This is a genomic window from Arthrobacter sp. Alg241-R88 (genome assembly GCF_900537115.1).
Taxonomy (GTDB): domain Bacteria; phylum Actinomycetota; class Actinomycetes; order Actinomycetales; family Micrococcaceae; genus Arthrobacter.
On the sequence record NZ_UNRG01000017.1, the window covers coordinates 1 to 21,452 of the forward strand.

Consider the following 21,452-nt stretch of genomic DNA (forward strand, 5'->3'; position numbering starts at 1 on the left):
CGCCTCCACCCATTCCGGAGCATCCTGCCGTACCCATGAACGTGCTGGTAATCGGCAGCGACATGCGTGGCGTCGCGAGGGATGCTGCGGCACATACGGCAGCGACCGGCCAGCCCATGGACCATCGTTCAGACGCCCTCATGCTTGTCCACGTTCCTGCTGACCGCCGGACCTTGTACATCGTCTCCATCAACAGGGATATGTGGGTGGACATCCCCGGCTTCGGCGGGGGGAAGATCAACGCCGGCCTACAGTACGGCGGCATCGACATGACCACCCAAACGGTGCAGCAGCTGTTCGGGATCACCATCCACCACACCCTGATGCTGGACTTCGGCGGCCTCAAGCTCATGGTGGACGGGCTGGGCGGCATCGACGTCAACGTCCCCGTCCCGTTCCAGTCGACGCACGATACAGGGCACGTGTTCGGTCCGGGCGTGAACCACCTGGACGGCCAGGCTGCGCTGGAATTCTCGCGGGAGCGGTACGCGTTCGTGGACGGCGACTTGCAGCGGGTGCGCAACCAGCAGATTCTGCTGCGCGCCGTCCTTGCCCGCCTCACCGCCGGCGGCACATTGAATGATGTGACAGCGGTAAGGAGTTTGGTGGACTTCGCGTCCTGCTGCCTCACTGTGAACAAGGGCTTTGACCCGGTGCAGGCAGCCATCCTCGCCTACAGCCTGCGCAACCTGGACGCGAATGCCATTGAAACCATGACCTTGCCGACGGCCGGCTCCGGATTCATCGCGGGCCAGTCCGTGCTGTTCGCCGATTATGGTGCCATCAACGCTGTGGGGGCCGCGCTGCGGGAGGGCCGGATCGGGGACTTCGCCGCCGTGCCGTAGGGCGGTTGTGCAGCCCAAGCTTACCCGGCGTTCACCGGCGGACGTGATCACGTCCAAGCAACGCGGGGTCACTCCAGGCCCAACATTCCGTGGTTTTTGGGCACCTAGTGACCCCGCGTCGCTATGGTGGGGCCGCGCGGCTTTAGGCGGCAGGCCGCCGTCGTCCGTTTGCTTTCCCTCGTTTACTTTCCCTGCCCCTTGGGTACGCCGCTGGTAATGTTCCTGCATTCGGCAAGGCACACGGACGGGGTGATTCTTGTGAAAGAGGATGGGCTGACTGAGGCTGTCCAGGAAGCCGGGGCGGTGGAGCTGATCCTGATCCGCCACGGTGAGAGCGAAGGCAACGTGGCCGCAACTGATGCGCGGCTGGCGGGGGCCGAGGTCATCGAGGTGCCCGCCCGGGATGCTGACGTGGACCTGTCCGGTACAGGGCAGGAACAGTCAAAGGCCCTGGGCGCGGCGCTGGCACGGATCGCGGAGGACCTCCGGCCTGATGCCGTGGTCTCCTCGCCCTACGCCCGCGCGCGCCAGACGGCCGAGATCGCCGTCGAAGCCGCGGGCTGGCCCCTGCAAGTGCGGACCGATGAACGGCTGCGGGACCGCGAACTCGGCATCCTGGACCGGCTGACCCGCCGGGGCGTCGAAAATCGCTTCCCGGAAGAGGCCGAGCGCCGCGAGTGGCTGGGCAAGATGTACTACCGGCCGCCAGGCGGCGAATCCTGGGCTGATGTGGCGCTGAGGCTGCGGTCCGTCCTGGATGAACTGAACAACCTCAGCACCGGGCACCGCGTGATGCTGGTCTGCCACGATGCCGTGATCCTGCTGTTCCGGTACGTGCTGGAAGGAATGACGGAACGGGAGATCCTGGACCTCGCGGCAAGCACGTCGGTGCTTAATGCCTCCCTGACCCGGTACGTGCGACCGTCGGGCGAGGGGCCCTGGACCTTGGAGAGTTTCAACGTGGCGGACCACCTCACCGAGCAGGGCGTCACCGTCACCGAACACGCAGGGGATGCCAGTGTCCACCCAAAGTGAGTCCGTTGCCGCCGCTTCACCTACCCTGGTGACGCCGTCGCTGCTGCGCGACTGGCCGCTGCCGGCGCCGGGCGAGGACAAGTATTCGCGCGGCTCGGTGCTGGTCATCGGCGGTGCGCGGGCAACGCCCGGTGCCGCACTGCTGGCAGGTACTGCTGCGCTGCGGGCCGGTGCCGGAAAACTCACCCTTGCCGTGGCGGAATCCGTCGCCATGCAGCTTGGTGTGGCACTGCCGGAATGCGGGGCGATGGGACTCCCGGAAACCGCAGAGGGGTCCGTGACCGGCAAAGGACTGGACCGGATTTCTTCCTACCTCGACCGGGCCGACGCCATCCTGGTGGGCCCCGGGCTGGACGACCCGGACCTTGCCGAGGAACTGCTGCGGGCGCTGTTGGAGCGGGAAGGGGAAGGCTCTGGCGGTACAGGCTCCGGCGGTTCGGGCTCTGGTGGTTCAGGCTCCGGTGAGGGAAAGGCGGGAGGTGGTCCCGCCGTCGTACTTGATGCCTATGCCCTGGGCGGCCTCGTTAAGTTGGCGGAACGGCTGGACCCGTGGAAGGGGCGCCTGATCCTTACCCCTAACCCCAAGGAGGCGGCTGTGCTGCTGGAGCGGGAGGTGGAGGACCTGACGGCGGACGTGGCTGAGATCGCCGATAAGTTCCAGGCCGTCGTGAGCTGCCAGGGTTTCATCGCCCGGCCCTCCGGCGGAGACGCTCCGGAGGAATCCGAGCTCTGGAAGATGACCACCGGCTACGGCGGGCTGGGGACCTCGGGCAGCGGGGACGTCCTGGCCGGGGTGATCGCGGGTCTGCGGGCGCGGGGAACCACCAGCGCGCAGGCGGCATGCTGGGGCACGCATCTTCATGCCGCAGCAGCCGACAGGCTTGCCAGCAGGCTGGGCCCCCTCGGTTTCCTTGCCCGCGAACTGGCCGACGAACTGCCCGCGCTGATGCTGGAGCTGAACACGTAACTCGACCCTGACGGTTGCAGCCCCGGGCGCTGGACGCTCCCGTGCGTGGGATGCCTCTGGGCGTGGGATGGCCCCCGGCCGAAGCCGGGGGCCACCGTATCGGGAAGTTCAGGCCTCACCTGCCGATGCGCGAAAGGCGCTGTGGCGTGCTCAGAATGGCTATCCGCCCCAAGAGGCAGTCAACAATCAATACCCGACGTCCCGATCCTTGTTGGCGACTAGGCGGAAATTTCCTGCTTTGCCCCCTTGGTCTCAATCTCGATCTTGCGCGGCTTGGCCTTTTCGGCGACAGGAATCCGCAGAGTCAGGACACCGGCGTCGTACGAAGCCTTCACGTTGTCAGTGTCCAGCGTGTCCCCGAGCATCAGCTGGCGGCTGAACACGCCGCGCGGCCGCTCGGAGGCGATCAACTCGGTGTCCTTGCCTGCAGGTTCGGGACGCTCCGCCCGCACCGTCAGGACATTCCGTTCCACATCCAGATCCACTGAATCCGGGGTGACGCCGGGCAGATCAAAGGCGACTACAAAGTCCTGGCCTTCACGCCATGCGTCCATCGGCATTGCTGCCGGACGCGCTGCCGTGCCGAGGACCTGCTGGGCCAGCCTGTCCAGCTCGCGGAACGGATCGGTTCGCATCAACATGGCTTCCCTCCTCGTAAGAGACGGTCCAACACCTGTTTTGGTACCAGCCGATCTGTATTGGCTGATATAGATTTTTTAGCACTCGCCCAACAGATCTGCAAGCGGTTTTTGGAAAGAATTTCTACTGCTTTCGGGCGGTGCAGCAGGCACGGCGAAGGGGCCCTCGCGGTGTGCAAAGGCCCCTTCAGAACGCGGTGTATTGCTGTTCTAGCTGCGGGTGGGGTCGGGACGAAGCGGCGCAGGACCCGGATCCGGGACGGGCAGCGGACCGGGCGGCTCCGGCGCCGGAAACGGATTGGGGGCCGGTGGCCCGGGATGGCCGGGCTGGGTCGGATCAGGCTGGTCCGGGCCCGGTTCCGGCGGAAACGGCTCGGGCTCGTGCACTGGCGGGATGGTCATAAACTTCCCCTCTCACGCTGGGCGGATGTGCCTTAGCGTGAACAGGATACGCCTGCCGCCAAAAGCCCACTAGGGCGCCATTTCACCAATGCCCTATCACTCTTGGTCCCCAAGATGGCTGGTTGGGGACCAAAAGTGATAGGGCATCACCTGGATTTCTGTGGGAAGTGATGGCGCGTCCGGGGTGGCGGGTTGGGGTTATCGTCCGGTAGCGAACGGCCGGTTCATTGTCGGCGGGGGTCTATATATTGAATTCATGACCCAGACTCCGCTGCAGGATTCCGCCAGCACCGCCGCCACCACGCCCACTCCCCCGGTGGCCAAGAAGATCCCCTCCGAGCGCATTCATCACGGAGACACCTTCGTGGACCACTACGAGTGGCTGCGGAACAAGGAATCCGACGAGGTTGTGGAGCACCTCAAGGCCGAGAATGCCTACCAGGAAGCGGTCACTGCGCATCAGGAGCCGCTGCGCGAGGCGATTTTCCAGGAGATCAAGGGCCGCACACAGGAGACTGACCTGTCCGTCCCCCACCGCAAGGACGGCTGGTGGTACTTCAGCCGCTCAGTGGAAGGCAAGGAGTACGGCATCCAGTGCCGGGTGCGGGCCCAGAACACCGGAAACCCCGTTGCGGACTGGACTCCCCCCGCAGTGGAGCCCGGCGTCGAAATTCCGGGCGAGGAAATCCTGCTCGATGGCAACATCGAAGCCGAGGGGAAGCCGTTCTTCTCGGTGGGCGGCACGGCCGTGACTGTGGACGGCAACCTCTATGCGTACGCCGTGGACAACGCCGGCGATGAACGCTTCACCCTGCGCATCAAAGACCTCCGGACCGGCGAACTGCTGCCGGACGTCATCGAGAACATCTTTTACGGCGTCGCCTTCTCCCCCGACGGCACCCGTATCTTCTACACAGTGGTGGACGACTCCTGGCGCCCCTACCAGGTCAAGGCCCACACCCTCGGAACGCCCGTCACCGAGGATTTGGTGATCTACCAGGAAGACGACGTCGCCATGTGGCTGGGCTTCGAGCTTTCTGCCGACCGTCGCTACCTCGTGCTGGGCATTGGCTGCTCGGAGTACAGCGAGACCCGCCTGCTCCGTTTCGATGACCCGGCCCAGGAGCTCACCACCGTGATCTCCCGGGACGAGCGCGTGCTCTATGAGGCCGAGCCGTTCCTGCTGCCCGGCCCGGACGGCCTGATAACGGAACGCATCCTCCTCACGCACAACCGCGGCGCCATCAACTCCATGGTCTCCCTGACGGACCCGGCCGAGCTTCGCAAGCCGCTCGCCGAGCAGCACTGGGACACCGTCGTCGAACATTCCGACGACGTCCGCGTCAACGGTGCCGGCGTCACCGCCACCCACCTCATCGTCTCCATCCGCAAGGACACCATTGAGCGCGTCCAGGTCATGGGGCTGGCGGGCCTGGGAACCGGGGCCCAGGAAGCACCGGTGGAGCCCGCGTTCGACGAGGAGCTGTACACCGCGGGAGTTGGCGGATCGGACTACGAGGCTCCGGTGATCCGGCTCGGCTACACGTCCTACTTCACGCCGTCGCGGGTTTACGACTTCGTCCTGCCCACCCCCGGGCAGCCCGCCGGCGAGCTGCTCCTTCGGAAGGAAAGCCCGGTCCTGGGCGGCTACGACGGCAACGACTACGTGGCCACGCGCGAATGGGCCGAGGCCAGGGACGGCACGCGGATCCCGCTTTCGGTTTTGCGCCACAAGGCCGTGAAGCAGGATTCGACGGCGGCCGGCCTGGTGTACGGGTACGGCTCCTACGAGCTGAGCATGGACCCCGGCTTCGGCATCGCGCGGCTGTCCCTGCTGGACCGCGGCGTGGTGTTCGTGATCGCCCACATCCGCGGCGGCGGCGAGCTCGGCCGGCACTGGTATGAGAACGGCAAGAAACTGGCGAAGAAGAACACCTTCACCGATTTTGTCGACGCCACCGACTGGCTGGCGCATTCCGGTTGGGTGGACCCGTCCCGGATCGCGGCCCTCGGCGGCTCGGCCGGCGGACTGTTGATGGGCGCTGTGGCCAACATGGCTCCTGAAAAGTACGCCGCCATCGTGGCCCAGGTGCCGTTCGTGGATGCCCTCACCACCATCCTGGACCCGGAACTGCCGCTGTCAGCCCTCGAGTGGGAGGAATGGGGCAACCCGATCACGGACCCCGAGGTCTATGCCTACATGAAGTCGTACTCCCCGTATGAGAACGTCGGCCCTGCCCGGTACCCGAAGATCGCCGCGGTGACGTCCTTCAACGACACCCGGGTGCTGTACGTGGAGCCGGCAAAGTGGGTGCAGGAGCTCCGGAACAGGACCACCGGATCCGAGCCTGTGGTGATGAAGATCGAGATGGACGGCGGCCACGGCGGCGCGTCCGGCCGCTACGTCCAGTGGCGCGAAAGGGCCTGGGACTACGCGTTCATCGCCGACTCCCTCGGCGCCACGGAACTGCTGCCGGGCGCCGGCCTGAAGTAGGACTCGAGGGTACGACGGCGGGTGCGTCCCGCCGTCGTACGTCCGCCGTTGCCCCCCAAAAAAGTGCCGGGACGTCAGGACTGCGGGTGTTCGGCCAGCCACTCCGCCAGGGTTTCGAGGTTGGCGCGGACGGTCCGCCCCTGGGCGCGTTCCACCAGGGAGTCGGCCAGTTTGCCGAAGACGCCGCCCAGGCCTGATCCGGCATCGATCCGCTGGGTCAGGCGGGTGCCGCCGTCGGACGGCTCCAGTGCGAGCGTTACGGTGAAGTCCAGCTTGCCTTCGACGGAGCGGGACACCATCCGCCGGGGCGGGTCGAATTCGATGATCTCGGTGGTCCAGTCGAACTGCTTTCCCATGATTTTGCTGGTTCCGCGCCCACGGGCGCCCACCCCGAGGGGGCCGTTGCCAATCTGCTCGGACGCGGTGACCGAGGAATCGTAGACGGCGATGTTTTCAAACTTGGAGAGGAAGTCAAAAACTTCCTGCGGCGGCCGGGCAATAACAACACTTTCTTCTACAACAGGCACTGGAGTTCTCCTTTGAAGGGCACCTGGTGCCGGCACGGCTCTGCCGGCAGGAAGGCAGGCACAGCGACAGATTGGACCCTCCGCCAGGCAGTGTCAATGCCATGCCACGAGGGCTGGGCGCGGCGGGAGGGGAAGCTGCGCGTGCCCCCTCGAACCGGCGTGACCAGCGGTAACACGTCCCGCCCCGGTACCCGCCTGTACTAAAAAATGCTCATCATGCTTACTATTGTCTGGCGCCGACTGCCCGCTGGGGGCAGGCCACCCGGCGCCGAATCTGGAGGTTTGCGTGAGCATGGAACAGGAAATGCGTCCCCTGACCGACGATGAACTGATGTCGGAGCAAGCAACAGCCCTGCCGGACAAGGAAGTTGCCTCTGTCCTTGACCTGAACGCGGACCTGGACCTGGGCATCGATGCGGCAGCACCCATCGACCTTGCCGTGGCGGCCAACGCCAACGTGGCCGCACCGATCGACGCCGCAGCCTCCGCCAACATCCTCTCCTTTGGCTCCGAAGCCCAGGCCCTGGCGGACCAGGGCGTCATGATCGACCAGGGCATCGTGGCCGACGCGAACGCCGAATCCACCCAGGACAGCACCATCAACCAGGGCAACGACACCGTTGACGACGGCGGCACCACGGCGGGCACCGGAACCACTGAACCGGGCACCGTTGCTGGAACGGCCGACGCCGGGAGCCTCCTCCCCGACGGAACGGCCACCGACGGCGTCGTCCCCGAGGACGGCCTGGGCGGCGCCCTGCCCGACGTCGGCGCACTGCCGGTGGATCCCGCCGCCGCACTGGACGGGGACCTGCTCAACGTCAACGTGGACCTCGCGGCCGACGCCGACATCGCCGCACCCATCAACGGCGCAGTGGCCGCGAACGCAAACGTCGCCGCTCCGATCGACGCCGCCGTCGCAGCGAACATCGGCTCCATCGACAGCCAGGCCTACGCGGTGGCCGAGCAGGACGCCATCATCTCGCAGCACATCGAGGGCGAAGCCAACGCCTCCGCGGACCAGCAGTCCAACCTCGAACAGTAAGCACAAATGACCCACGCCACCGGCGGGCCGCGCCCTGAGGCCGGCCCGCCGTCGTCCCCTGCCTCCCTTGCCGAGCACCCTGTGCAGGTTCCCTCCCGTGCCGACGGCGTCCAACTGTTGGGGCAGTCCGAGGGGTCGGGTTACCGTGAACCGCCTTCCCTGGTCCGCCGCGCGGACGGCCAGACCCTGCAGCTGACCCGGCTGCTGTACCTGGTGCTGGAAGCTGCGGACGGAAACCGGAGCGTGGAAGAGATCGCGCAGCACGCCACGGCGGGTTCCGGACGCCTCATCAGCGCCGACAACGTGCGCACCCTGATGGACTCCCAGCTGCTGCCCATGGGCCTGCTCCGCCTGGCCGACGGCTCCGAGCCGGAAGTCCGGAAGGCAGACCCGTTACTGGGCATGCGCTTCCGCTACACCGTGACTGACCCGGAACGCACGCGGAAAATCACGGCACCCTTCGCGGTGCTCTTCAGTCCGCTGATCGTCGTGGCCGTCACAGCTGCGTTCCTGGCCGCCTGTTGGTGGGTGCTGATGGTGAAGGGCCTCGGCTCGGCCACCCATGAGGCGTTCGCCAACCCGGCACTGCTGCTGCTGATTTTTGCCATCACCATCCTTTCCGCCGGTTTCCACGAGTTTGGCCATGCCGCAGCGGCGCGCAAAGGCGGCGCAACACCCGGCGCCATGGGCATGGGTCTTTACCTCGTCTGGCCGGCGTTCTTCACTGACGTCACCGATTCGTACCGGCTGGGCCGCGGGGGCCGGATACGCACAGATTTTGGCGGCCTGTACTTCAATGCGATTGTTGCAGTGGGGATCATGGGGCTGTGGTGGGCCACCGGCTTTGATGCCCTGCTGCTGGTGGTGGTCACCCAGATCCTGCAGATGGTCCGGCAGCTGCTCCCGCTGGTGAGGTTCGACGGTTATCACATCCTGGCTGACGCCACCGGCGTACCCGACCTGTTCCAGCGCATTAAGCCCACCCTCCTGGGCCTGCTGCCCTGGCATTGGGGAAAACCGGAAAACAAGGTGCTCAAGCCCTGGGCCCGGGCCGTGGTGAGTGTTTGGGTGCTGGTGACCGTGCCGCTGCTGCTGTTCAGTTTGGCCATGATGGTGCTCGCCCTGCCGCGGCTGCTGGCCACCGCATGGAGCAGTGCCGCGAGGCAGCAGGAACTGTTCACCGAAAGCCTTTCCGCGGGCGACCCGGCGGGCGCTGCAGTGCGGGTCCTGGCCATCACGGCCGTGGCCCTTCCCATGCTGGGCATGCTGTACATCCTGCTGCGGCTGCTGCGGCAGCTGGTTACCGGGCTCTGGCAGAGGACGCGCGGCAACGTCCTGCGGCGCACGGCCGCCATGGGTGTTGTGGCGACGCTGCTCGCCGGGCTGGGCTGGGCATGGTGGCCCGACGGCGGGACGTACCGTCCGGTGCAACCGTACGAACGGGGCACGCTGGCTGATGCAACGACGTCGATCCTCCCTGCTGCGAACACCGTCCTGCGGGAAGGCAGCAGCGGAAGGACCGTGGCACTGTGGCCCGAAGGCGCCGCTAAGCCAACCCGGGAGAACCCGCAACTGAGCATGGTGCTGGTGCCGGTGGAGGCTTCGCCCGGCTCCGGCCCGGCTTCATCCCCTTCCACTTCTCCCGCTGCGGCTGCCCCGCCGTCGTGGGTCTTCCCCTTCGACCGGCCGGCGGCGCCTGAGCAGGACGGCAACCAGGCCCTGGCCGTGAACACCACCGACGGTTCCGTCACCTACAGTGTGGCCTTCGCGCTGGTGTGGGCCGAGGACGGGGATCCCGTTGACACCAGGAACGAGGCCTACGCCTTTGCCAGCTGTACCGGCTGCGCAGCGGTGGCGGTGGGCTTCCAGGTGGTCCTCATCGTGGGCCAGGCGGACGTGATCGTCCCGGAGAACCTCTCGGCCGCAGCCAACTACAACTGCCTCGAGTGCGTCACCTATGCGCTGGCCAGCCAACTGGTCCTCACGTTGGATGGTCCGCTGAGTGAATTCGGCATGGCCCAGCTGGCAGCCCTGTGGGCAGAAATTGCCGAGTACGGCCGGAACATCCAGAACGTGCCGCTTTCTGAAATCCAGGGCCGGCTCGCCGCCTTCAAGGACCAGATCACGGCCATCGTCCAGGCCGATCCACGTGCAGCCCAGGGCTCCACCCAAACCGTCACTCCTGGCCCAGCCGACGTACCGGCGGCAACATCGGATCCCACCCAACCAGCCGTACCGGCTTCACTCGCGCCAGCTCCACCCGGCACGGGAGCCCAGGCACCTGCTCCAGCAGGAACCGGGGCCGCAACCGCACCGGCGACGCAGCCCGCCCCCGGCTACGCACCGCCGTCGTACGCCCCCGTTGAGACGCCGGCCCCAACGGCGGATACTGGGGGCACAGCCCCCGCTGTGGAACCCCTACCCACCGCAAATCCCAGCTAGGAGAGCACATGTCGTTGAGCAAGGGAACGTCCGTGGAATGGAACACGCCACAGGGCAAGACGCACGGCAAGATCGTGGAGAAAAAGACCAGCGACTTCGAACTGGACGGCAACAAACACCGCGCCAGCGAGGACGAGCCCCAGTACGTGGTGGAATCGGCGAAGACCGGCGCGCGGGCCGCCCACAAGGCCTCCGCCCTGACGGAAAAGAAGTAGCGCAGTGGCCGCACAGCACGAGGTTGTGATCATTGGCGGCGGCAATGCCGGCATCTCCCTGGCTGCCCGGCTGGAGCGCTACGGCGTCAAGGACGTGGCCGTCATTGAGCCCCGCGAGCACCATTACTTCCAGCCGCTGTTCTCCCACATCGCCGGCGGCAGGGCAGCAGCCAAGGAAGCCGTCCGGCCCCAGGAACCCCTGATCCCCAAAGGCGTCACCTGGATCCGCGACTCCGCCACAGGCGTGGACACGGACTCGAATACCGTCACGCTTGAGTCCGGAGCCACCGTGGCGTACGGCCAGCTGGTGGTCTGCCCGGGCCTGCAGTACGACTGGGACGCGGTACCCGGCCTGGCCGAGGCTGTGCATTCCCCGAACGGGGCTTCCCACTACGAGTTCGAACTGGCGTCCAAGGCCTGGACACTGCTCAGCGGCCTGAAATCCGGCACCGCCGTGTTCACCATGCCCGCCGGCCCCATCAAGTGCGGCGGCGCAGCCCAAAAACCTATGTACCTTGCCTGCGACTACTGGCGGGAGCAGGGCGTCCTGGACCAAATCCGGGTTGTGATGGTCCAGCCCTACCCCACTGTCTTCGGGGTGGCGGAGGTGGACAAGGAACTGGACCGGAAGATCGCTGAGTACGGCATCGAGCTGCGGACCAACAGCGAACTGGCGTCCGTCGATGCTGCGGGCCAGAAGGCGACCGTGCGGAACATCGAGTCCGGCGTCGAGGAAAACCTGCACTACGACGTCCTGAACGCCGTCCCACCCCAGTCGGCGCCGGACTGGCTCAAGGCAACCGACCTGCCCGCCCCGGCTGATGCGGGCGGTTTTGTGGAGGTGGACCGGCAGACCCTCCGGCATATCCGGTTCCACAACGTCTGGTCCCTCGGCGACGCGGCCGGGACCACCAACTCCAAGTCCGGCGGTGCCCTGCGCAAGCAGACAAAGGTGCTGGCCAAGAACCTGGTGGCCGCCCGGAAGGGGAAACCGTTGCCAGCCAAATACAACGGCTACTCCGTGTGCCCGTTCACGGTGTCGCGCAACACCGTGGTGTTTGCGGAGTTCGACGACCGGTACCGGCCCATGCCTACAATCCCCCGTGTGCCCACCTGGAACGAGAGCAAGCTGTCCTGGGTGGTGGACCGGGACATCTTCCCGCAGGTGTACTGGAACCTGATTCTCAAGGGCCGCGCCTGATGGGTGAGAGAGCGTTGGGGAAGAGCCCGCATCAAGTGAGAGAGCGTTTGAGAAAAACGCGCATCAAGTGAGAGAGCGTCGCCAAGGGGTTTCAGCGTTTTAGGGCCTGGTCCGTTTGAGGGCCTGGTCGACGCGCCACTCGTCGGCCAGGACCGCGTAGATCAGCTCGGTGGCCCACTGGCCTTTGTAGTGCCACTTGTCCACGTGCCGTGCTTCCTGCCGCATGCCCAACCGGCAGCAGAGCTCCGCGGATGCCGCGTTGAGTTCATCCAGGCGCGCCTCGATCCGGTGCAGGCCCAGCTCCTCGAAGCCGAGCCGGAGCATCGCCTCGGCGGCCTCGGTAGCGTAGCCCTTGCCCCTGGCACCCGGCGCCAGGGCCCAGCCCACCTCGCCTTGGGCCCGGCCCGGCAGCCATTTCAGCACCACCTCGCCCTGCAGGCCGGCCTGGTCCGCCGGCTCGATGGCGAGCGCCACCCAGTCGCCCTCCTTCTCGAAAACGAAGTTGGCGTACCGGCCCACGCGCTCCATCGACTCCGTGTAGCTCTTGGCCGGTCCGGGCAGGAACCGGGCCGTCTCCGCCAGCGAATGGTACGCGTGGAAGGCGTCCAGGTCGCTGGCCTCGAAGCGGCGCAGGATCAGCCGCTCTGTGCGGATCGGCAGGGTGATCTCAGGCATGGGAAGGAGGCTAGCGGGCAGGCCCGGATCCTACGACGGCGGCCGTCGCCTCAGCGATGGCGCGTTCCTCGTCGGTGGGAACCACCAGGACGGGGATGGCGGACTGCGGGGTGGAAATGACGCGGGGTTCCTTGGACCGCTCGGCGTTCAGGCCGGCGTCGAGCTCTATGCCCAAGGCACCCAGCTTCTCCGCCACAAGCGCGCGGAACTGGTGTGAGTTCTCGCCGATGCCGGCGGTGAACACCAGTGCCTTGGCTCCGCCCACGGCCACATGGTAGCCGCCGATGTATTTGGCCAGCCGGTACGAGGTGACGCCGAGCGCGGTGGCCGCCTTGGCGTCGCCGGCCTCGGATGCCTCGACCACCGAGCGCATGTCGTTGTTGCCGGCCAGGCCCTTCAACCCGGATTCGCGGTTGAGCATGGTGTCGATGTCTTCAGGGGTCCAGCCGGCCCGGCCGAGGAACACCAGGATGGAGGGGTCCAGGTCGCCCGACCGGGTGCCCATCACCAGGCCCTCCAACGGGGTGAAGCCCATGGACGTGTCCACGGAATGGCCTCCCCTGATGGCGGTGACGGAGGCGCCGTTGCCGAGGTGGGCGATGACGCCGTCGAACTCCTCAACCCGAAGGTCCAGCAGCGCGGCCGCGCGGCGGGTGACGTACTCATGGGACGTGCCGTGGAAGCCATAGCGGCGGATGCCGTGGTTCGTGTAGAGCTCGTCCGGGACGGCGTAGCGCCAGGCGTGCTCCGGAAGGGTGCGGTGGAAAGCTGTGTCAAACACGGCCACCTGCGGCATGTCCGGCCACTTTTTGGTGATTGCGCGGATGCCCAGGACGTTGGCCGGGTTGTGCAGGGGCGCCAGCGGGTTGAGCCGCTCGATCGCGCGGGTGATCTCGTTGTCGATCAGCACCGGCTCGGCGAACCGCTCTCCGCCGTGCACCACGCGGTGTCCCACGGCAGCCAGCTCCAGGTCGCCCAGTTCCTGGTGGATGGCTGCGTCCACCTGCTCCAGCGCCTCGGCGTGGTCCCGCGGGCCCTCGATCTCGCCGTCACCGTCGCCGCCGTTGCCCATGCCGATCTTTTCGATCAGCCCCTCGGTCAAGACGCTCCCTGCGGCGACGTCGCGCACCTGGTACTTGAGCGAGGACGAGCCGGAATTGATGACGAGCACGAGCATGCGGGGCCTCCTGAGCCTGGCTTCTGCAGTTCAAACCACACTATAGGTTGCCCTGCTGCCACGCAGTTTCCTTGCGATTGGGAGCGGGCTGTGCCTAGAGTCGGCGGACAGGCTGGACCACGCCCCGAGAGGACAATTCCATGACGAACGAGCCCGCTTCGATCGACGAGAACGACCCCACCAACACGGGTTCCAGCAGCACGGCACCCCTCAACCCGCAGGCGGACTCCGACGCCGGCCCAGGCTCCGGTACCAAGGATCCCACTGGCGTTGAGGGTGCCAACCCTGCCCTGGACGACACCGGCAACGTCAAGGCCGCCGAAACGGGCGAAGCCCCGCAGGCCCCCGAAAACACCGAGGATCTCGACCTGACCCCGCAGGGCCTGTCCGACGAGCCGGCCAAGCAGGAGGATGATCAAAGCCTGGCCAAGCCGGACAACAGCTAATCCCTGCAAAAGGACGACGTCGGCACCCCAACCAGGTGCCGACGTCGTCCTTTTGGTTGTGGAAGCCTGTGCCGCGCGGGCTAGGAGGCCGGCGCCTGCGCCTGGATGGCTGTGATGGCCACGGTGTTCACGATGTCCTCCACGGTGCAGCCGCGGGAGAGGTCGTTGACCGGCTTCCGCAGCCCCTGCAGGACGGGCCCGACGGCGACAGCACCCGAGCTCTGCTGCACCGCCTTGTACGTGTTGTTGCCGGTGTTGAGGTCCGGGAAGATGAATACGGTGGCCTGCCCGGCAACTGAAGAGCCCGGCATTTTGGATTCGGCGATGGAAGCGTCCACGGCGGCGTCGTACTGGATGGGGCCTTCGACGGCGAGCTCGGGACGGCGCTGGCGGACCAGCTCGGTGGCCTGCCGCACCTGGTCCACGGCCGAGCCGGAACCGGAACCGCCGGTGGAGTAGGAGAGCATTGCCACCCGCGGCTCGACGCCAAACTGGGCTGCGGTCTCGGCCGATGCCAGCGCGATATCCGCCAGCTGCTCCACGTTCGGGTCCGGGTTCACGGCGCAGTCACCATAGACCAGCACCCGGTCCGGCATCAGCATCAGGAACACGGACGATACGATTTTCACGCCCTCGCGGGTTTTCACGAACTCCAGTGCGGGCCGGATGGTGTGCGCGGTGGTGTGGGCGGCCCCGGAAACCATCCCGTCAACCACGCCCAGCTGGACCATCATGGTGCCGAAGTAGCTGACATCCTGCATGATCTCCAGGGCCTTGGCCAGGTCCACACCCTTGTGTGCCCGCAGCTCCGAGTACTGCTCGGCGAACTTCTGCCGCAGGTCGGAGGTGGCGGGATCCACGATGTTGATCCCGGACAGGTCGATACCGCGGGCAGCGGCCAGTTCGCGGACGTCCGATTCCGGCCCGAGCACGGTCAGGTCGCAGACATCGCGCCGGTGCAGGATTTCCGCCGCGCGCAGGATCCGCACATCAGTCCCTTCCGGCAGGACCACGTGGCGGCGCTGCGCCCGGGCACGTTCGATGAGGTCGTGCAGGAAGCGGAGCGGGGTCATGCGTTCGGCCCGCGGCAGGTGCAGCCGCTCCACCAGCTCCGCCTCGTCCACGCTGCGGGACCAGAGTCCCAGGGCCGAGGCCACCTTGCGGCGGTGCCCGGACCAGATCTCGCTCCGGACTTCCGAGACACGGCGGGCAGTGGTGTATGTGTCCTCCTGGGCGGCAAACACCGGGAACGGCGCCTGGGCCAGGAGGGGGTAGATGTTGGCGTCGGGCGCCAGCCCGCCCGTGAGGATGAGCGCTGAAGCCACGGGAAACTCGGGCGAGAAGGACGACGCGAGGCAGGCCACCATCACGTCCGCGCGGTCCCCCGGCACGATCACCAGGGCACCCTCGTCCAGCACGTTCAGGAAGTTGCCCACGTTCATGGCCGCCACCTTGATGTCACGGACGTCGCGCTCCATGTCCGCCCGGCCGGCAATTTGCCGCACGCCAAGCGCGGCAGCCACTTCCCCGGTGGTGGGGCGGGCGATTTCCTCCAGCTCCGGCAGGACGTAGACGGGCCGCTTGGAGGCGCCGGGCTTGACGGCGGCGGCGATAGCGTCGACGTCGTCCGGGTCAGCGCGGTTGACCATAATGGCCAGCAGCGCGCATTTCTCCGCGGCGAGCTCCTTGCGGGCAACCTCGACGGCGGCCGCCGCCTCCGCCACGGTCCGCCCCTTGGCGCCGACCACGGCCACCACGGGGGCGGCCAGGTTGTTGGCCAGGCGCGCGTTGAGGTCGAATTCGACGGCGGCGTCCTGGCCGGTGAGGTCGGTGCCCTCCACAATCACGACGTCGCAGTGGCGGGACATCTCGGCGAAGATTTCCACGCAGCGGGAGTCGATCTCCTCGCGTTTGCCTTCGGCCAGCAGGAACCGGACCTCCTCGTGGGTAAGGCCGCCGCGGCAGCGCTCATCCTCCAGCGCGAACCTCGACTTCATAAGCGCCACCATGGGATCGTCCGCCGCGTTCGGGCCATGCACCACGGGTTTGAAGAAGCCGATCCTGTCGGCATGGCGGTGCAGGGTGTCCGCCAGGCCCAGGGCCACGAGGGATTTGCCCGATCCGGGAGTGGTTGCGCTGACGTAGATGCTTTTGGCCATGGTCCGCCCTTTTGCTGGTGTGCTGGTGCCGGTCCTCCCATCCTTGCACTTCCCTCTCCGCGCGATGGCACTTCGCGCTCCGCGAGATGGCTTTTCGCGCTCCGCGAGATAGCTTTTCACGGCAATCCGGAAGCCCGTCGCTGCCGTCCCATGCGTCCCGCGGCAAGGCGTTCCCCTTGACACCGCACCCCCTCATGGGATTACCTAATGAACATTCGGTAAATAAAGCTGGAGGCAATGACGCATGGCTGAAACAACCCTTTCCGGGCCCCACCACCAGATCCTGGAGAACGATTACGCCTCCGAGTGGATGGGCATCGAAGTCCTCTCACTGAGCGACGGCCATGCCACCATCCGCATGAAGCTCCGGCAGGAAATGCTCAACGGCTTCGGCATGGCCCACGGCGGAATGATCTTCGCCTTCGGCGATACGGCGTTTGCGCTTGCGTGCAACCCTGCCGTCCCGGCACCCGGGGAGGAAAACAACATCACCGTGGCCTCCGGCGTCGACATTAATTTCCTCAAGCCGGCCTTCCGCGGCCAGGTGCTGACCGCCGTCGCGGACCGCCGCTCCAGCGCCGGCCGCAGCGGCCTCTATGACATCCAGATCTTCGCCGCCGACGCCCCTCCGGCAGAAGCCGCCAACTCCGGCACCCCCGGCGAACTCATTGCCGAGTTCCGCGGACGCAGCCGCACCATCCCCAAGAAGTAGGACAACCATGACTCTCCACGCCCCCGAAACTCCCGCCCCGACTGCAGCAACGTCCGCAGCCGCACAGATAACGGACGCCGTCCTGGACCGCGAGGAGACCATCTCGCGCGACGAGCTCGAAGCCCTGCAACTCACCCGGCTCCAGCACACCGTGGCCTACGCCTACGAGCGCGTACCCCTGTACAAGCGCAAGTTCGACGACGCCGGCATCCACCCCGCCGACCTGCGTGAACTCAGCGACCTGGGCAATTTCCCGTTCACCACCAAGGAAGACCTGCGCGCCGAATACCCGTTCGGGATGTTCGCCGTGCCGCAGAGCGAAGTAGCCCGCGTGCACGCCAGCTCGGGCACCACGGGCCGGCCCACCGTCGTCGGCTACACCAAGCAGGACCTGGCGGACTGGGCCAAACTCGTGGCCCGCTGCTTCCGCGCGTCCGGTATCCGTCCCGGCATGAAGGTCCACAACGCCTACGGCTACGGCCTGTTCACCGGCGGCCTGGGCGCCCATGCCGGAGCGGAAGCCCTCGGCTGCACCGTCATCCCGATGTCCGGCGGGCAGACCGAACGCCAGATCCAGCTGATCCAGGACTTCAAGCCCGACGCCATCCTGGCCACCCCCACCTACCTGCTGACCATCGCTGACGCCATGGCGCACATGGGCATCGACCCGGCCTCCACCTCCCTGAAGTTCGCCGTCCTCGGCGCCGAGCCGTGGACCCAGGAGATGCGGCACGAACTCGAAGTCACCATGAACATCAAGGCCTGCGACATCTACGGGCTTTCAGAGGTGATGGGCCCGGGCGTCGCCGGCGAGGCAGTGGAAACCCAGGACGGCAGCCACATCTGGGAAGACCACTTCCGTCCCGAAATCATCGACGCCTTCAACCCGGTGGCGGGCAAGGAAAACGTCCTGCGCGACGGCGAACACGGCGAACTCGTCTTCACATCGCTCACCAAGGAAGCGCTGCCCATCATCCGCTACCGCACCAAGGACCTCACCCGGCTCCTGCCCGGCACAGCCCGCCCCGCGCACCGCAGGATGGGCCGCATCACCGGCCGCAGCGACGACATGATCATCCTCCGCGGCGTCAACCTCTTCCCGTCCCAGATCGAGGAAATCGCCCTGCGGATCCCCGAACTCAGCCCCCACTTCCAGCTCGAACTCACCCGCCCCGAGGGCCAGCGGATGGACCAGCTCACCGTGCGGATCGAACGCCGCGACGCCGTCACCTCCGAGCAGAGCACGACGGCGGCGCGCGCCCTGCAGGAGCAGATCAAGATCCACGTGGGTTCTTCGTGCACGGTGGATGTGGTGGAGCCGGGCTCACTTGAGCGGTCCAACGGCAAGCTGCGGCGCATCTACGACCTGCGGCCGAAAGGCTAGGACCAGCACGCGCAGACTGACCGACCGTTCGTGAGAAACTAGGCACCATGCCCAGCACCACTGAAACAGCAAGTACCGCCGCCGGTGCCAAGCGCGGCCGGCCCGGTTACGACCAGCAGTCGGTGCTGCGCATCGCCGTCGACGTTTTCAACCGGCACGGTTACGACGCAACGTCCATGGGCATCCTGGCGGACAACCTGGGCATCTCAAAGTCGGCGATCTACCACCACGTGCCGTCCAAGGGCGACCTCCTCAAGCTCGCCCTTGACCACGCGCTTGGAGGCCTTGAGGCCATCCTCGAACAACCGGAGGCTACCTCCGGTGCGGCCGACGCGCGGCTTGAGTTTGTGCTCCGGCAGACGGTGGCCGTGCTGGTGGACCGCCTCCCGTTCGTCACGCTGCTCCTGCGCCTGCGCGGCAACACCGAGATCGAACGCAACGCCCTGGAACGGCGCCGCACCTTCGACCACAAGGTGGCCGCCCTGATCTCCAACGCCCGGGACGAAGGCTCGCTGCGGCAGGATATCGATCCGCGGACCGTCACCCGGCTCCTGTTCGGCATGATCAACTCGATCGTGGAATGGTACAAGCCCGGCGGCTCGCTTTCGCCCGAAAAACTTGCCGACGACGTCATCACCATGGCGTTCGACGGGCTCCACTCCCAGCCCTAGGCTCGCCTCTTCCAACCAAGATACTAAGTGTGCTTGGTATTTCTGTTGCTGCCCGGTTACGGTGGTAGGACCAGTCCGCGTCCGCAGGAGGTCTTCCATGAGCACCAGTATCAGCAGAGGATCCCGACGGCCTGCCCGCGTGCGTGCGGCAGCCGGAAGCGCGGTACTGGCGGTGTCCCTGGCCCTCACGGCGTGCACCGGCCTGCCTGCTCCACCGGCCCCCAGCGAACCGTCCGCAGCCACCACTGCCGGCACCAACAGCCCACCTGCCACCGCTTCACCCACCGGGAATGCCCCCGCTCCTGATGCAGCCGGCGGAATTCCCCAGCTGGTGGAGAACCTGGCCCCGTCCGTGGTGACCATCTTCACCGAGGGCGGGTTGGGCAGCGGTGTGGTGTATTCGGAGGACGGCCTCATCCTCACCAACGAGCATGTGGTTCGGGGCAACACCACGGTTGAGGTCGGTTTCGCGGACGGGCAGCGGGTAGAGGGGACCGTGCGGGCCACGGATCCTGTCACGGACCTGGCCCTGGTGCAGGCCAACCGCACCGGCCTGCCCAAGCCCACCTACCAGAACAGCCTTCCCCGCGTGGGAGAAGGTGCCCTGGTGCTGGGTTCCCCACTGGGCTTTGAAAACACCGCCACCGCAGGGATCATTTCAGGGCTACACCGTTCAATTCCGGGTTCCGCCTCCAACAGCCTCTCCCTGGTGGACCTGATCCAGACTGACGCGCCCATCAGCCCCGGCAACTCCGGCGGTGCTGTCATCAACATGCGCGGCGAAATCATCGGCATCAGCGAGGCCTACATCCCGCCGTCCGCCGGCGCCGTCTCCCTCGGCTTTGCCATCCCTGCCGCCACCGCCGTCCAGGTGGCGGAGGAGCTGCTCGCCGATGGTACGGCCGAACACGCCTATCTCGGCCTCACCCCGGGCGAACTGACACCGCAGATCGCAGACCAGCTGGGCATCGACGCAACCACCGGCGTCGTCGTTTTGTCCGTGGACGGGGACGGCCCGGCGGGCCGGGCCGGAATCCGCCCCGGCGACGTCCTGGAATCCATGGAAGGAGCGGAGCTGAACGCGCCCGAGAAGCTCCTGGCTGAACTCCGGAACCGCAACCCCGGCGATACCGTAGGCTTCAAAGTCCGGCGGGATGACCAGACGCTGGACATCAAAGCGGACCTTATCGACCGGCCAACAGAGTAGTAAACCCAAAAGGAAGGTTAGACAATGAGCGCCAAGGAAGAACCGAACGCCGGCTTCATCATTCCGGACCCGTCCAAAGTCCGCGAGGACATTCCCCAGGATGCCGCAGACGAAGCCAACGCCATCCGCTTCAGCGAGGAGCAGGCGCTGATCGAGGAACAGTCCCACGGCATCCGCCCGGACACCTACAGCGTTCCCTCCGGCGGCCCCACCATGGATGAAGCCCGCGGCAACATGGACCTCTCCGACCAGACCGGGGCTGCGCCGTCGGACGACAGCAGCGACGACGGCCTGCACAGCGGTGCCGAATCCTGACGCTTCCGGCGTAAACGACGGTAGGGGCGCCCCGATTGATCGGGGCGCCCCTACCGCTTTCAGGGGGTTTCTAGAGTTCGTACTCGGCCTGGACACCAAGTGATTCGTGGACGCAGAGGATGTTGTGCTCCGTGTCCATGAACCAGGCGCACTTCTCCGAGTTGGTGGTGCAGATGTGGTTCTCGGTCTTCAGGTTCGGCAGGTCGTAGTCCTGGAACTGCACTCCCCTGGCTTCCATGTCCCGGACGGTCCGCTCGATGTCCGTCACCTCGAAGCTGATTGCAGTGTGCTCGGAGTGTTTTCCATCCGAGACGGGCATCAGCTGCAGCATCGGGCCGCCGTTGGTGCCGAGTAGTTCGCTTCCATCGTCTGTCATGCCGCGGTGCGGGAGCCCGAGTTTTTCCGTGTAGAACCTGCGGGCGCGCATCGGATCATCGACTGGCAGGACGGTGGTGGCTGTGTTCATTCTTAGGGTCATATGGCCACCTCCTACGGGGAGAATTTTACGCCCGGGCGGCCTGAAAAGCGCCGCCCGTTCCCCCTGCTTCAAACGCTCTCTCACTTAATGCGCCCCAACCCGAAACGCTCTCTCACTTTCCTAAGGAGAGTGAACTGGTCCCCGATAGTTGGACTGGCTAAATGGGATTCTAGGCTGCAAGGGTCTGGGCCCGGTATTGCGCCGGGCTCAGGCCCTTGAGCTTTGTGGAGATTCTTTTGTTGTTGTACCAGTGGATGTATTCCTCTATTGCAGGTGCCAGTGCGTCGGTGTTGAGGAAGCGGACGTGGTGGAAAAGTTCTTCCTTCAGGTGGCCGAAGAAGTTCTCCATCACGGCGTTGTCGTAGCAATTGCCCTTGCGGGACATGGATTGGACCGCGCCGGCGTTCTCGATGAGGG

21 protein-coding genes are annotated in these 21,452 nt (G+C 66.3%); 14 read left to right on the forward strand and 7 right to left on the reverse strand.

All coding sequences use genetic code 11. The features are described 5' to 3' along the window. The 3 genes from G6R19_RS19730 to G6R19_RS19740 all read left to right on the forward strand — a co-directional run. A partial coding sequence (locus G6R19_RS19730; protein ID WP_163168039.1) for an LCP family protein occupies window positions 1–845 on the forward strand: 845 nt, incomplete at its 5' end. 249 nt (window positions 846–1,094) lie between these two features. Next, window positions 1,095–1,880: a histidine phosphatase family protein gene (locus G6R19_RS19735; RefSeq protein WP_163168040.1), complete on the forward strand. Its 786-nt coding sequence runs from the start codon at window positions 1,095–1,097 to the stop codon at window positions 1,878–1,880. After that, window positions 1,858–2,847 (forward strand): ADP/ATP-dependent (S)-NAD(P)H-hydrate dehydratase, encoded by a 990-nt coding sequence (locus tag G6R19_RS19740; RefSeq protein WP_205484663.1) that lies wholly within the window; start codon window positions 1,858–1,860, stop codon window positions 2,845–2,847. Before G6R19_RS19735 ends, G6R19_RS19740 begins: the two co-directional genes overlap by 23 nt. A 218-nt stretch (window positions 2,848–3,065) precedes the next feature. Here G6R19_RS19740 and G6R19_RS19745 read toward each other — a convergent pair whose 3' ends face one another. Beyond that, on the reverse strand, window positions 3,066–3,488 hold the full coding sequence (locus G6R19_RS19745) for an Hsp20/alpha crystallin family protein (RefSeq protein WP_163168041.1): 423 nt from the start codon (window positions 3,486–3,488) through the stop codon (window positions 3,066–3,068). A gap of 655 nt (window positions 3,489–4,143) precedes the next feature. Here G6R19_RS19745 and G6R19_RS19750 point away from each other — a divergent pair. Further along, window positions 4,144–6,381, forward strand: coding sequence for a S9 family peptidase (locus G6R19_RS19750; RefSeq protein ID WP_163168042.1), 2,238 nt, complete (start codon window positions 4,144–4,146; stop codon window positions 6,379–6,381). Window positions 6,382–6,455: 74 nt separating this feature from the next. On the opposite strand, the gene G6R19_RS19755 is transcribed toward G6R19_RS19750, so the two are convergent. Beyond that, a complete protein-coding gene (locus G6R19_RS19755) occupies window positions 6,456–6,908 on the reverse strand; it encodes an SRPBCC family protein (RefSeq protein WP_163168043.1) in 453 nt (150 codons plus the stop codon). Between the two features lie 292 nt (window positions 6,909–7,200). Here G6R19_RS19755 and G6R19_RS19760 point away from each other — a divergent pair, with 292 nt between their 5' ends. From G6R19_RS19760 to G6R19_RS19775, 4 genes are read left to right on the forward strand one after another with little or no spacing between them, the layout of a single operon-like run. Then, window positions 7,201–7,953: a peptidoglycan-binding protein gene (locus G6R19_RS19760; protein ID WP_205484681.1), complete on the forward strand. Its 753-nt coding sequence runs from the start codon at window positions 7,201–7,203 to the stop codon at window positions 7,951–7,953. Window positions 7,954–7,959: 6 nt separating this feature from the next. Next, a complete protein-coding gene (locus tag G6R19_RS19765; RefSeq protein WP_163168044.1) occupies window positions 7,960–10,395 on the forward strand; it encodes a hypothetical protein in 2,436 nt (811 codons plus the stop codon). A gap of 8 nt (window positions 10,396–10,403) precedes the next feature. Further along, window positions 10,404–10,610, forward strand: a complete 207-nt coding sequence (locus G6R19_RS19770) for a DUF2945 domain-containing protein (protein WP_163168045.1) — start codon at window positions 10,404–10,406, stop codon at window positions 10,608–10,610. 4 nt (window positions 10,611–10,614) lie between these two features. Continuing rightward, the gene (locus G6R19_RS19775; RefSeq protein WP_163168046.1) at window positions 10,615–11,811 is read left to right on the forward strand and encodes an FAD/NAD(P)-binding oxidoreductase; all 1,197 of its coding nucleotides are present in this window, start codon (window positions 10,615–10,617) and stop codon (window positions 11,809–11,811) included. Between the two features lie 99 nt (window positions 11,812–11,910). Here G6R19_RS19775 and G6R19_RS19780 read toward each other — a convergent pair whose 3' ends face one another. Both G6R19_RS19780 and G6R19_RS19785 read right to left on the reverse strand, forming a co-directional pair. Continuing rightward, complete coding sequence (locus G6R19_RS19780; protein WP_163168047.1) at window positions 11,911–12,486, reverse strand: GNAT family protein; 576 nt, start codon at window positions 12,484–12,486, stop codon at window positions 11,911–11,913. A 10-nt stretch (window positions 12,487–12,496) separates the two neighbouring features. Continuing rightward, window positions 12,497–13,663 carry an acetate kinase gene (locus G6R19_RS19785; protein WP_163168048.1) on the reverse strand — a complete coding sequence of 389 codons (1,167 nt, stop codon included), beginning with the start codon at window positions 13,661–13,663 and terminating at the stop codon, window positions 12,497–12,499. A gap of 140 nt (window positions 13,664–13,803) precedes the next feature. Here G6R19_RS19785 and G6R19_RS19790 point away from each other — a divergent pair, with 140 nt between their 5' ends. Then, the gene (locus G6R19_RS19790; RefSeq protein WP_163168049.1) at window positions 13,804–14,109 is read left to right on the forward strand and encodes a hypothetical protein; all 306 of its coding nucleotides are present in this window, start codon (window positions 13,804–13,806) and stop codon (window positions 14,107–14,109) included. Window positions 14,110–14,189: 80 nt separating this feature from the next. Here G6R19_RS19790 and pta read toward each other — a convergent pair whose 3' ends face one another. Beyond that, window positions 14,190–16,268 (reverse strand): phosphate acetyltransferase, encoded by a 2,079-nt coding sequence (gene pta / locus G6R19_RS19795; protein ID WP_163168050.1) that lies wholly within the window; start codon window positions 16,266–16,268, stop codon window positions 14,190–14,192. Window positions 16,269–16,512: 244 nt separating this feature from the next. Between pta and G6R19_RS19800 the strand changes: the two genes are divergently transcribed. From G6R19_RS19800 to G6R19_RS19820, 5 genes are all read left to right on the forward strand, one after another. Beyond that, window positions 16,513–16,980: a hotdog fold thioesterase gene (locus G6R19_RS19800; protein ID WP_163168051.1), complete on the forward strand. Its 468-nt coding sequence runs from the start codon at window positions 16,513–16,515 to the stop codon at window positions 16,978–16,980. A 7-nt stretch (window positions 16,981–16,987) separates the two neighbouring features. Then, complete coding sequence (gene paaK / locus G6R19_RS19805) at window positions 16,988–18,364, forward strand: phenylacetate--CoA ligase PaaK (RefSeq protein ID WP_205484671.1); 1,377 nt, start codon at window positions 16,988–16,990, stop codon at window positions 18,362–18,364. Between the two features lie 47 nt (window positions 18,365–18,411). Continuing rightward, a complete protein-coding gene (locus G6R19_RS19810; RefSeq protein WP_163168052.1) occupies window positions 18,412–19,035 on the forward strand; it encodes a TetR/AcrR family transcriptional regulator in 624 nt (207 codons plus the stop codon). A 97-nt stretch (window positions 19,036–19,132) separates the two neighbouring features. Further along, window positions 19,133–20,242, forward strand: coding sequence for a trypsin-like peptidase domain-containing protein (locus G6R19_RS19815; RefSeq protein WP_163168053.1), 1,110 nt, complete (start codon window positions 19,133–19,135; stop codon window positions 20,240–20,242). 24 nt (window positions 20,243–20,266) lie between these two features. Then, the gene (locus G6R19_RS19820; protein ID WP_163168054.1) at window positions 20,267–20,557 is read left to right on the forward strand and encodes a hypothetical protein; all 291 of its coding nucleotides are present in this window, start codon (window positions 20,267–20,269) and stop codon (window positions 20,555–20,557) included. Window positions 20,558–20,627: 70 nt separating this feature from the next. Here G6R19_RS19820 and G6R19_RS19825 read toward each other — a convergent pair whose 3' ends face one another. Both G6R19_RS19825 and G6R19_RS19830 read right to left on the reverse strand, forming a co-directional pair. Then, a complete protein-coding gene (locus G6R19_RS19825; RefSeq protein ID WP_205484679.1) occupies window positions 20,628–21,035 on the reverse strand; it encodes a VOC family protein in 408 nt (135 codons plus the stop codon). 169 nt (window positions 21,036–21,204) lie between these two features. Next, on the reverse strand, window positions 21,205–21,452 hold a 248-nt coding region (locus tag G6R19_RS19830), incomplete at its 5' end, for an IS3 family transposase (protein WP_163168055.1).

Excerpts from the sequence above, each read along its gene's own strand:
- G6R19_RS19760 (WP_205484681.1), top strand. The coding sequence starts at position 7,201 with ATGGAACAGGAAATGCGTCCCCTGACCGACGATGAACTGATGTCGGAG.
- G6R19_RS19825 (WP_205484679.1), bottom strand. The coding sequence starts at position 21,035 with ATGACCCTAAGAATGAACACAGCCACCACCGTCCTGCCAGTCGATGAT.
- G6R19_RS19765 (WP_163168044.1), top strand. The coding sequence starts at position 7,960 with ATGACCCACGCCACCGGCGGGCCGCGCCCTGAGGCCGGCCCGCCGTCG.
- paaK (WP_205484671.1), top strand. The coding sequence starts at position 16,988 with ATGACTCTCCACGCCCCCGAAACTCCCGCCCCGACTGCAGCAACGTCC.
- G6R19_RS19770 (WP_163168045.1), top strand. The coding sequence starts at position 10,404 with ATGTCGTTGAGCAAGGGAACGTCCGTGGAATGGAACACGCCACAGGGC.
- G6R19_RS19790 (WP_163168049.1), top strand. The coding sequence starts at position 13,804 with ATGACGAACGAGCCCGCTTCGATCGACGAGAACGACCCCACCAACACG.
- G6R19_RS19750 (WP_163168042.1), top strand. The coding sequence starts at position 4,144 with ATGACCCAGACTCCGCTGCAGGATTCCGCCAGCACCGCCGCCACCACG.
- G6R19_RS19810 (WP_163168052.1), top strand. The coding sequence starts at position 18,412 with ATGCCCAGCACCACTGAAACAGCAAGTACCGCCGCCGGTGCCAAGCGC.
- G6R19_RS19780 (WP_163168047.1), bottom strand. The coding sequence starts at position 12,486 with ATGCCTGAGATCACCCTGCCGATCCGCACAGAGCGGCTGATCCTGCGC.
- G6R19_RS19740 (WP_205484663.1), top strand. The coding sequence starts at position 1,858 with ATGCCAGTGTCCACCCAAAGTGAGTCCGTTGCCGCCGCTTCACCTACC.
- G6R19_RS19785 (WP_163168048.1), bottom strand. The coding sequence starts at position 13,663 with ATGCTCGTGCTCGTCATCAATTCCGGCTCGTCCTCGCTCAAGTACCAG.
- G6R19_RS19745 (WP_163168041.1), bottom strand. The coding sequence starts at position 3,488 with ATGTTGATGCGAACCGATCCGTTCCGCGAGCTGGACAGGCTGGCCCAG.
- pta (WP_163168050.1), bottom strand. The coding sequence starts at position 16,268 with ATGGCCAAAAGCATCTACGTCAGCGCAACCACTCCCGGATCGGGCAAA.
- G6R19_RS19820 (WP_163168054.1), top strand. The coding sequence starts at position 20,267 with ATGAGCGCCAAGGAAGAACCGAACGCCGGCTTCATCATTCCGGACCCG.
- G6R19_RS19815 (WP_163168053.1), top strand. The coding sequence starts at position 19,133 with ATGAGCACCAGTATCAGCAGAGGATCCCGACGGCCTGCCCGCGTGCGT.
- G6R19_RS19800 (WP_163168051.1), top strand. The coding sequence starts at position 16,513 with ATGGCTGAAACAACCCTTTCCGGGCCCCACCACCAGATCCTGGAGAAC.